Raw genomic sequence first — 10370 nt, 5'->3', positions numbered from 1 at the left:
TACGTGCTCTTCGGCACCATCGTGTTCGCCACCTACGCGGGCATCTACTTCTGGTTCCCGAAGATGACCGGCCGCATGATGGACGAACGCCTGGGCAAGTGGCACTTCTGGGCGACCATGGTGGGCTTCCACACCACGTTCCTGGTGCAGCACTGGCTGGGTGCCGAGGGTATGCCGCGCCGCTACGCGGATTACCTGCCCACGGACGGGTTCACGCTGCTGAACACGATCTCCACCATCGGCGCCTTCATCCTCGGCGCCTCGACGCTGCCGTTCATCTGGAACGTCTTCAAGAGCTACCGGTACGGCGAGGTGGTGACGGTGGACGATCCGTGGGGCTACGGGAATTCGCTGGAGTGGGCGACCACCTGCCCGCCGCCGCGGCACAACTTCTACGAGTTGCCGCGGATCCGGTCGGAGCGTCCGGCGTTCGAGCTGCACTACCCGCACATGGTCGAGCGGATGCGCGCCGAGGCGCACGTCGGCTGGGGCGGGAAGGCACACCACGTCAAGGAGCTCCACAAGGTTTCGAGCTAGGTAGCAGTTGCGAGCCTGCGGCGGTCGTCGACAAGACGGCCGCCGCAGTCGTTCCTACGGTGCAGGACGGCGCGGAGCGCCGCACACCGACCTGAGACAATGTGCTGGCCGTCGTCGGCGGCCCAGGACATGACGAGAAACGGAGTTTCGCTTGAGCACGCCCGAGACGACCGTGCTGATCACTGTCACCGGACCCGATAAGCCGGGCGTGACCTCGGTGCTGCTGACGGCCCTGTCCCGCAACGGGGTGAGCCTGCTCGACGTCGAACAGGTCGTGATTCGTGGTCGGCTGACCCTCGGCGTGCTGGTGACCTGCCCGGACGATCCGGAGGATCTGCAGGATCAGCTCGAGGACGCGATGGCCACCGTCGGTATGGAGGTCGACGTCGAGATCGGCGCGAATTCGGTGGCGGGGGCGCGGTTGTCGACGCACGCGGTCGTGGTGCTGGGCAGTCCCGTGACCGCGCGGGCGTTCAGCACCATCGCGCGCAAGCTCGCCGCGCAGGACGTCAATATCGACGCCATCCGCGGCATCGCCGACTACCCGGTGACCGGCCTGGAACTGATGGTGACCGCGCCGGTGGATCAGGACGGCGAGACCCGCCTGCGCACCGCCCTGTCCGTGGTTGCGGCCAAGGAGAACGTCGACGTCGCGGTCGAGCGCGCGGGGCTGGCGCGGCGGGCGAAGCGACTGATCGTGTTCGACGTCGACTCCACCCTCATCCAGGGCGAGGTGATCGAGATGCTGGCCGCGCACGCCGGCGTCGAGGACGAGGTGCGCAAGGTCACCGAATCGGCCATGCGCGGCGAGATCGACTTCGCCGAATCGCTGCGGCAGCGGGTCGCGACGCTGGCCGGGCTGGACGAGGCGGTGATCGACGAGGTCGCCGAGCGCATCGAACTGACCCCCGGCGCCCGCACCACCATCCGCACGCTGCGGCGGCTGGGTTTCCGGTGCGGCGTGGTGTCCGGCGGCTTCCGGCAGGTGATCGAGCCGCTGGCGCACGATCTGGAACTGGATTTCGTGCAGGCGAACACGCTCGAGGTGGTGGGCGGCAAGCTGACCGGCAAGGTGATCGGGGAGATCGTCGACCGGGCCGCCAAGGCCGTGGCGCTGCGGCGGTTCGCCGCCGAGGCCGGGGTGCCGATGGAGCAGACCGTCGCGGTCGGCGACGGCGCCAACGACATCGACATGCTGAATGCGGCGGGCCTGGGCATCGCATTCAACGCCAAGCCGGCCCTGCGCGAGATCGCCGACGCCGCCCTCTCCCACCCCTACCTCGACGCCGTCCTGTTCATCCTCGGCGTCACCCGCGACGAGGTCGAAGCCGCCGACGCCCGCGACGGCCTCCTCCGCCGAGTCCCCCTGAACTGACCCCAGGGCGGCAAAGGACCCGTCCCCGTATGGGTGGCGATACCTCCTGTTCCTGCCTGGTGGGGCGATGCCTCCTGTTTCTCGCGTGGTGGGCGATGCCTCCTGTCTCCCGCGTGGTGGGCGATGCTTCCTGTTTCCCGCGTGGTGGGGCGATGCCTCCTGTCTCCCGCGCGGCGGGCGATGCTTCCCGTTCCCGCGTGAGTGGCGATGCCCCATTCTCCGCGTGAGTGGCGATGCCCCATTCTCCGCGTGAGTGGCGATGCCCCCCATTCCCCGCGTGAGTGGCGATGCCCCCCATTCCCCGCGTGAGTGGCGATGCCCCCCATTCCCCGCATCCGGCGCCCTGGCGCCGGATGCGGGGTGCGTGAGCCGAGTGGTTGCCCGGCGCGGTTGACGCATCCCGCACGGGCGTGCCGGTAAGGTCTGCCTGGAATTTGCCAGTCGGCGTCGACCCCCGGAGGACGGCATGCGTGTGCGCACACCCCTGCTGATGCTTGTGCTCGGCCTGGCGCTCGCCGCCTGCGGGAACGGCGATTCCGGCAGCGCGGCAACGAGTTCGGCCGCGCCGGAACCGGTGTCGTCCGGCGTCGAGATCCCCCTCGGGCAGACCGCCCGCGTCCCGGTACCGGCCGACGCCGAGATGATGATCGTCGTTCCGGCCGCCTGGCGGGAGGCCGCGTCCGCGTTGCAGTGCACCGCCGTCGACACCACGACCGGCGCGCAGGCCACCGTGCGCCCGGCTTCGGAATCGGCTGCGCCGCAGGGCGATCCCGCATGGGTGGCGGTATGGGCGATCTCGGCCGGGCCCACCGCGAATCTCGAGGTCGGGTGTAAGGATCCCGAGTCGAAGATCCCGGCGGGCTCCGGGAACGCCGTCCGCGTGGAACCGCGGGGGATCTACCCGATGCCCGGCACCTCCGCCCCGGGACAGCCGGGCACCATGACCGTCACCGGGGACTTCGACGGCAAGGAGGTGTCGCTGGTGCCCGGTCAGACGCTCGAGGTGTCGCTCGCGGCCAATCCGACCACCGGATACCAGTGGGAGCTGGGCGCACTCGACCAGACCATCCTCGCGCAGGTCGGAGAGCCCGAGTTTCGTCCCGCCGCCGAGTCCGGCAACGCCGTGGGCGTGGGCGGCAACTCGATCTGGCGATTCGTGGCACGGGCGCCCGGCGGCACCGAACTGCGGATGGGATACGCCCGCCCGTGGGAGCAGGGCAGCGAACCGGCCGAGCACTTCACGCTGAAGGTGGCCGTCGGCCACTGAGCGCCGCAATGCCGCACGTCACGAATCGTGCTCGGCCGTATTGCGGTTCGGAACGCGACCGAACCCGCACACCGCGAGTCTCGATGACACCGCATGCAGGTTTCCTCGACTCCACATCACCGTCGACCCGGGGGTACGCGGTCGGTGCCCGGCGGGAATTTCCGCTCGGGCGCGGAAGCTGTAGTAGCGGGCCGTTCGCCCGTCGGCGATAGGCTGGGAACGGGTTGTCCGCGCGTGATCGGAGAGATGTTTGTCTGCAACGGATATCGCCTCGGCCAGTATCCGCGGAGCCCGCGGATGACCGAATCGATCGATGCCGTGACCCGGGGACTGGACGACGCATTCGCCGCGCGGCACGCGGAACTGGCGGGCGGGTACGGCGGCAGCGGCGATCCGGACGACCCCGCGCTGGTGCAGGCGATGCAGATGGTGCTGCACATCCCGAAGGCCGATCCGCCACCGCGCAGCGCCCTGCTCGCGGCGGCGGCCGCGGCCGCGGCGGCCCTGTGCCTGGATCCGCGGGTCGGCCCGGACGGGGAGTGGGAGCAGCGGTATCTGGCGTGGAAGCGGTCGCGGATTCGCAAGGTCGCGCGGCGGGCCCGGGGCGCGCAGTGGCTGGCGGCCAACGAGGTCGACGGGGTTACCGTGGAGGTCGACGGCGCCCAGGCCCGCGCGCTGGTTCCCGGCCCGGTCGGCGCCATCGACCCGCGCATCCGGAAACTGCAGATCGGCGGCACCGACCTGGAGCACGACGAACCGGGCCCACCCGATCCGGAACTTCCGGTGCTATGGGTGAATTCGAAATTGGGTATGACTGTCGGCAAGGCCGCCGCACAGGCCGGGCACGCGAGCATGCTGCTGGCCGGTGCGCTGCCGGTGGAACAGGCGTACGCGTGGTCGCTGCGCGGATTCCGGTGCTCGGTGCGCGATGCGGGACCGCGGCGATGGCCGGAGCTGTGCGACCGGGTCCGGCAGGGTCGGGCGACCGCGGTCCGCGACGCCGGGTTCACCGAGGTGGCGCCCGGGTCGATCACCGTTATCGCGGTTCCGCCGGGTGGCGACGCGCCGACGGGCTGACGCACCTGTGCCCAGCGGTCGACGCGGCGGCCCGAATACGGCAGGATCGGTGCACGATGTCGGGAGAGGTACCACGGATATGACGACACTGTGGATAGTGCTCGGCGTCTGGGTCGTGTGTTCGGTACCGGTGGCGCTGGTACTGGGCCGACTGTTCCGCTCCCCGCGCCCCCGCCCCGGCAGGAGTTCCGAATCACACCGACGCAACAACGAATTCGCACCCGGCCGGCAGCGCGGCCGACTATGACACATACCGTGCAAACCGACCACGTTGAGAACGATTCGCTGGCGTGGGCCAAGATGGAGCCCGTGCCGCAACCGGATCCCGATCTGCTCATCGACTTCAACGAGGTGACCGTCCGGCGCTCGGGCCACACTCTGGTGGGTCCCGTCACCTGGCAGGTGGAACTCGACGAACGCTGGGTCGTGCTCGGCCCCAACGGCGCCGGCAAGACCTCGCTACTGCGCATGGCCGCCGCCGAGGTGCATCCGACGTCGGGCGTCGCGAACCTGCTGGGCGAGGTGCTGGGCCGCACCGACGTCACCGAGCTCCGCCCGCGCATCGGCCTGTCGTCCGCGGCGGTGGCCGCCCGGGTGCCGCTGGACGAGAAGGTCGGCGATCTGGTGGTGTCGGCGGGCTACGCGGTGATGGGTCGCTGGCGCGAGGAGTACGACGACGTCGACACCGACCGCGCCATCGACATGCTGGAAAGCCTCGGCGCCGAACATCTTTCCGACCGCGCCTACGGCACCCTGTCCGAGGGCGAGCGTAAGCGCGTGCTGATCGCCCGGGCGCTGATGACGGACCCGGAACTGCTGCTGCTGGACGAGCCCGCCGCCGGCCTGGACCTGGGCGGCCGCGAGGAGCTGGTGGAGAAGCTGGGCGACCTGGCCGCCGATCCCGACGCCCCGGCCACCGTGCTGGTCACCCACCACGTCGAGGAGATCCCGCCCGGCTTCACCCACGCCCTGCTGCTGAACGAGGGCAGCGTGGTCGCCCAGGGGCTGCTGGAGGAGGTGGTGACCGCGGAGAAGCTCAGCGAGGCCTTCCGCCAGTCGATCACGCTGGATCGCATCGGCGGCCGCTACTTCGCCCGCCGCTCGCATCGCCTGGGCCGCCACCGCCGCGCCTGAGGGGTACGCCGCCGACCGGCCGTCGCGCACCTGTCGCTGGACGTTTACCAAGCAGGCGCTAGGGTGCGAGATGTGAGCGAGCTTGCGAGTGAACCGATGACACAGCGCGCTTCGCGCATGGCGGAGCCGAGCGTCAGCGAGGCGGAGGCATGAGCGAGCTTGTTGCCGAGTCCGATTCGACGCCCCCGGTGCCCAAGGACGCGTCCACCGTGATGCTGGTGCGGGACGGCGCGTCCGGTCCCGAGGTGTTCATGCAGCGGCGGGTGCAGGCCATGGCCTTCGCCGCGGGGATGACGGTTTTTCCGGGCGGCGGCGTGGACGCCTCCGACGCGCAGGCCGAGATCGCCTGGGCGGGACCCGATCCGGCGTGGTGGGGCGGGCGGTTCGGCACCGGTGCGGCGCGAGCGCAGGCATTGGTCTGCGCCGCGGTGCGCGAGACGTTCGAGGAGTGCGGCGTGCTGCTGGCGGGCCCGACCGCCGACACCGTGGTCTCCGACACCGCCACCTACCGGGAGGCGCGCGGACAGCTCGAGCGCCGCGAACTGTCCCTGGGGTCGTTCCTGGCCCGCGAGAATCTGGTACTCCGCGCGGATCTGCTGCGACCGTGGGCGAACTGGGTCACCCCGGTCGTCGAGGAGCGCCGCTACGACACCCACTTCTTCGTCGCGATCCTGCCGGACGGACAGCGCGCCGACGGTGCCACCTCCGAGGCGCACGAGGTCGCGTGGCGCACGCCCGCCGAATCCCTGGATCGCTGGCGGGCGGGCACCGACGTGCTGCTCCCGCCCACCTGGTCACAGCTGGACACGCTCGGCGAATTCGCTTCCACCGCGGACATTCTCGCGGCCACCCCGGTGATCGAGCCGATCCAGCCGGTGTTCTCGACCGTCGACGGCAAACCCATGCTCCAGTTCCCGAACAACGCCCGCTACTTCGCCGACCTGCCCGACGGCTCCCGGCTGCGGGGGTCCCAGCGGCCCAGCTAGGTCCACCGATCGTCATTTCCGGCATGCTTTCGGCCGGAATCCATGGTGCAGATTCCGGCCGAAAGCATGCCGGAAATAATGGATTCTGGCGGGCCGACCGGGGCCTGCTGGAAGACGGGACTTGATGCCTCGAAGTGGAGGTGTCGGCGGCCAGGCGCGGAGGCGGGCTCCGTGCTTCACTGACACCATGGCCTCGAGTCCCGAAGCGCGTGTGCTGGCCGCCGCTTTCGCCGACGATCCGCTGATGGCCCACATCTGGCCCCGGTCCGGGCGTAGGCATCGCGTGCTGGCCGATTTCTGGGAGACCCGGATCGAGGCGCGTCGTCGGCGCGGGATCGTGGATATCTCCCGGGACGGCGAGGACGTTGTGGCCGTGGCGCTCTGGGAGCCCCCGAATGTCGTTGCGCCGCTTGTCGAACCGGTGACGCTGCTGCGTACGCTCGGTACGGCGGTCCCGCGGGCCGTGCGCGCCATCCGGCTGATCGACGCGGCCCGGCCGGAGACGCCGCACCTGTATCTGGGTGCGGTGGGCACGCTCCCGGAGTATCAGGGCAGAGGATTCGCCACGGTGCTGATCCGGCGCCGCCTGGCCGAATTCCGGACCGACGGCTTCCTGGTGTCGAACACGGCGGGAACGGTGCCGTTCTACGAAGGCCTCGGCTTCCGGCGGGACGGTGAGATCACCATCGGGCACGGGCCGACCGTGTTCCCGATGTCGTACCGCCCGCCGACCGCCTCCGGCGCGGAGCCCGATGCCCAGTAGGCTCCCGCTGTGGCCGAATTCGTGACCGTGGACCGCGCCGAGGCGGGGATTGCCGTGCTGCGTTTCGCGCGGCCGCCGATGAACCTCATCGATGTGCAGCTGGCGCTCGAACTGGCGGATGCCGCCGAGCGCATCGCCGGGGACGCCGAGATCGCGTCGGTGGTCGTCTACGGCGACGAGCGCGTGTTCTGTGCGGGCGACGAGCTGACCGAGCTGGCGCGGTTGTCGGCCGAGCAGGCGGAGGCGATGGTCGGCGACCTGCAGCGCGCACTGGGCTGCCTGGCCCGGGTCCCGCAGCCGACGGTGGCCGCCATCAGCGGATACGCGCTCGGTGCCGGGCTGGAGCTGGCGCTGGGCGCCGACCGGCGGATCATCGGGGACAACGCGAAGCTCGGGCTGCCGCAGATCCGGGCGGGCCTGATCCCGCTGGCCGGGATCCGCCGCCTGAGCCTGCTGATCGGCCCGTCGCGCGCCAAGGATCTGGTGTACTCCGGGCGCTTCGTCGAGCCCGCCGAGGCGGCGGAGATCGGCCTGGCCGACGAGGTGGTCGCCCCCGACGACGTCTACACCGCCGCGCTGCGCTGGGCCCGGCAGTTCACCGGCGGACCGGCCCGCGCCCTGGCCGCCGCCAAACGCGTCTTCGAGGCCGGTACGCACGGCCACGACCGCGCCCGCGCCGAGTGGGCGGAGCTGTTCGCGACCGAAGATCGCAGCATAGGAACACGTTCTTATTTGGCGGCGGGCCCGGGGTCCGCCGAATTCGTGGGCCGCTGATCTCGCCGTGCTGGTCGCTCGAGTACGCTAGCGGACCATGACCGCACGTCCTGACGACCCCGCGCCGAACCCGCACGCCACCGAGGCGGAGGTCGAGGCCGCGCGCACCGATAACAAGCTCGCCCAGGTGCTCTACCACGACTGGGAGGCCGAGACCTACGACGACAAGTGGTCGATCTCCTACGACGAGCGCTGTATCGAGTACGCCAGGGGCCGCTTCGACGCCGTTGTCCCGAACGCCCCGCTGCCCTACGGACGCGCCCTCGAACTGGGCTGCGGCACCGGCTTCTTCCTGCTCAACCTGATGCAGGCCGGGGTGGCCGAGAAGGGTTCGGTCACCGATCTGTCGCCCGGGATGGTGAAGGTGGCGCTGCGCAACGCCGAGCACCTCGGCCTGGACGTGGACGGCCGGGTTGCCGATGCCGAGACCATCCCGTACGAGGACGACACCTTCGACCTCGTCGTGGGACACGCGGTGCTGCACCACATTCCGGACGTCGAGCTGGCGCTGAAGGAATGCCTGCGCGTGCTGAAGCCCGGCGGGCGCTTCGTCTTCGCCGGTGAGCCGACGACGGTGGGCAACTTCTACGCCCGCAAGCTGGGGCAGATCACCTGGAAGGCCACCACCGAGGTCACCAAGCTGCCGTTCCTGCGCGAGTGGCGGCGTCCGCAGGAGGAACTGGACGAGTCCTCGCGCGCGGCCGCGCTGGAGGCAGTGGTCGACCTGCACACGTTCGACCCGTCGGATCTGGAGGCCATCGCCCGGTCGGCCGGTGCGGTCGAGGCGCACGCGGAGACCGAGGAGTTCGCCGCCGCGTTGTGGGGCTGGCCGGTGCGCACCTTCGAGGCCGCGGTCCCCGCCGAGAAGCTCACCTGGCGCTACCGCATCGCCCAGTACCGGGCCTGGCTGGGCCTGAGCAAGCTGGACGAGCGCGTGCTCAAGCATGTGGTTCCGCGCCGGTTCTTCTACAACGCCATGATCACCGGCGTGAAGCCGCTGGCCGCCGGAAAGTAGTGCGCCGCAGCGGATTTGCATGGGCAGCGGCGCTCCCGCCGAACCCGGCAGGGCGGTGCGGTCCGCGCGACCGGCGGGCGTCGGCTGCGCCTTCGCCACCGGGTGGCTCGGGGCGGCGTGACCACTGCAGGTGGACCGTGGCGACGATGTCGGCGGTGCGGCCACCGCGGCGGGGAGATCTGATTCCCGACCCGGGGGATCGGTAGTGGGTTATCGGATTTCTCGCGAGGACGTCGGGTACCTGTCCGGTGCCGCCGGGTCGTCGGCGCTGGCCGAGGTGGATCGGTTGGCACTGACCACGGCGTCACTGGTGGGGGACCTGGAGCGGGTGCGCCGCGAGCACGGGGAGCGGGCGGCCGCGCTGGTGGAGACGGTGCGGCTGCGGCGGCGGGCGGCAGCGAAGCTCGACGGGGCGGGGGAGTGGTTGTTCACCGACGACGCCCTGCAGCAGGCGACGCCGAGTGCGGTGGCGCGCCATCGCGCCCGGCGGCTGGCGGGCCGGGCCGTGCACGATGTGACCTGTTCGATCGGCGCGGAACTGGCCGCGCTGCACGAGGTCTGCCCCGCCGTGCTGGGCAGCGACCTCGACGAGGTGCGGCTGGCCATGGCGGCACACAACCTGTCCGACGCGCGAAATGTGTTGCTGGCCAAGGCGGACGCACTGGCGCCGTGCAGTTCCGATACGGTCGTGATCGCCGATCCGGCCCGGCGCTCCGACGGCCGCCGCACCCACGATCCCGCGAAGCTGCAACCGCCACTGCCGGATCTGCTGGACGCTTACCACGGCCGCGACCTGGTCGTGAAGTGTGCTCCCGGACTGGATTTCGACAGCTTCGCCCGCGACGGCGAGGTGGAGGTGGTCTCGCTCGACGGCGCGGTGCGCGAGGCGTCCCTGTGGTCGGCGGGCCTCGCTGACACCGGGATCTCCCGGCGCGCCACCGTATTGACTACAGGCGGCTCGTCCTGGACTCTCACGGACGCCGAGCCGGACGATATCCCCGACCAAGGGCCGGGCGAGTGGATCATCGACCCGGACGGCGCGGTGGTGCGCGCCGGCCTGGTTCGCCACTACGCCGCGAGACACGGTCTGTGGCAGCTGGATCCCCGCATCGCCTACGTCACCGGCGACCGTGTCCCCGACGGCGTGCGTGGCTTCCATATCCTCGACCGCCTCGACTTCCGCGAGAAGCCGCTGCGCGCCGAACTGCGTCGCCGCGACTGTGGCCCGCTCGAAATCCTCACGCGGGGAGTCGATATCGACCCCGACGCATTGCGGGCCAGGCTCAAACCCGGGGGCTCACATCCCCACACCCTGGTGATCACCCGAATCGGCCGCACCCCGACGGTCTTCGTCTGCGAGACCCCTCCGGCCCGCTGAGCGGCCGGACCGGGCGCGGCTCGATCGAGCCCACGGCATTCCGGATGGAGTCCTCGCTCGTGCG

10 protein-coding genes are annotated in these 10370 nt (G+C 70.7%); all 10 read left to right on the top strand.

What is annotated here, in order from left to right:
- On the top strand, positions 1–537 hold a 537-nt coding region (locus tag NM1_RS04365; protein WP_174556836.1), incomplete at its 5' end, for a cbb3-type cytochrome c oxidase subunit I.
- A gap of 151 nt (positions 538–688) precedes the next feature.
- Entirely contained in the window at positions 689–1912 is a 1224-nt protein-coding gene (gene serB, locus NM1_RS04360) for a phosphoserine phosphatase SerB (protein WP_068014122.1), read from the top strand.
- Positions 1913–2378: 466 nt separating this feature from the next.
- Entirely contained in the window at positions 2379–3179 is an 801-nt protein-coding gene (locus NM1_RS40770; RefSeq protein ID WP_084519147.1) for a protease inhibitor I42 family protein, read from the top strand.
- A gap of 297 nt (positions 3180–3476) precedes the next feature.
- Positions 3477–4256, top strand: coding sequence for an aminoacyl-tRNA hydrolase (locus NM1_RS04350; RefSeq protein ID WP_068014165.1), 780 nt, complete (start codon positions 3477–3479; stop codon positions 4254–4256).
- Between the two features lie 300 nt (positions 4257–4556).
- Entirely contained in the window at positions 4557–5390 is an 834-nt protein-coding gene (locus NM1_RS04345) for an ABC transporter ATP-binding protein (RefSeq protein ID WP_068014164.1), read from the top strand.
- Between the two features lie 149 nt (positions 5391–5539).
- Positions 5540–6376: an NUDIX hydrolase gene (locus tag NM1_RS04340; protein ID WP_068014120.1), complete on the top strand. Its 837-nt coding sequence runs from the start codon at positions 5540–5542 to the stop codon at positions 6374–6376.
- A 187-nt stretch (positions 6377–6563) separates the two neighbouring features.
- Positions 6564–7139: a GNAT family N-acetyltransferase gene (locus NM1_RS04335; RefSeq protein WP_169814191.1), complete on the top strand. Its 576-nt coding sequence runs from the start codon at positions 6564–6566 to the stop codon at positions 7137–7139.
- Positions 7140–7148: 9 nt separating this feature from the next.
- Positions 7149–7913, top strand: coding sequence for an enoyl-CoA hydratase-related protein (locus NM1_RS04330; RefSeq protein WP_068014115.1), 765 nt, complete (start codon positions 7149–7151; stop codon positions 7911–7913).
- A 37-nt stretch (positions 7914–7950) separates the two neighbouring features.
- Complete coding sequence (locus NM1_RS04325) at positions 7951–8928, top strand: class I SAM-dependent methyltransferase (RefSeq protein WP_068014112.1); 978 nt, start codon at positions 7951–7953, stop codon at positions 8926–8928.
- 205 nt (positions 8929–9133) lie between these two features.
- Complete coding sequence (locus NM1_RS04320) at positions 9134–10306, top strand: THUMP-like domain-containing protein (RefSeq protein WP_068014110.1); 1173 nt, start codon at positions 9134–9136, stop codon at positions 10304–10306.
- The last annotated feature ends 64 nt before the right edge of the window (positions 10307–10370 follow it).

It is taken from the genome of Nocardia mexicana NBRC 108244 (genome assembly GCF_001613165.1).
GTDB classification, from domain to species: domain Bacteria; phylum Actinomycetota; class Actinomycetes; order Mycobacteriales; family Mycobacteriaceae; genus Nocardia; species Nocardia mexicana.
Note: the sequence above shows the minus strand (reverse complement) of the source record. Positions and strands in the feature narration are given on the sequence as shown.

Coding starts and splice junctions, on each gene's coding strand:
- NM1_RS04335 (WP_169814191.1), top strand. CDS start 6,564: ATGGCCTCGAGTCCCGAAGCGCGTGTGCTGGCCGCCGCTTTCGCCGAC.
- NM1_RS04340 (WP_068014120.1), top strand. CDS start 5,540: ATGAGCGAGCTTGTTGCCGAGTCCGATTCGACGCCCCCGGTGCCCAAG.
- NM1_RS04350 (WP_068014165.1), top strand. CDS start 3,477: ATGACCGAATCGATCGATGCCGTGACCCGGGGACTGGACGACGCATTC.
- NM1_RS04345 (WP_068014164.1), top strand. CDS start 4,557: ATGGAGCCCGTGCCGCAACCGGATCCCGATCTGCTCATCGACTTCAAC.
- NM1_RS40770 (WP_084519147.1), top strand. CDS start 2,379: ATGCGTGTGCGCACACCCCTGCTGATGCTTGTGCTCGGCCTGGCGCTC.
- NM1_RS04325 (WP_068014112.1), top strand. CDS start 7,951: ATGACCGCACGTCCTGACGACCCCGCGCCGAACCCGCACGCCACCGAG.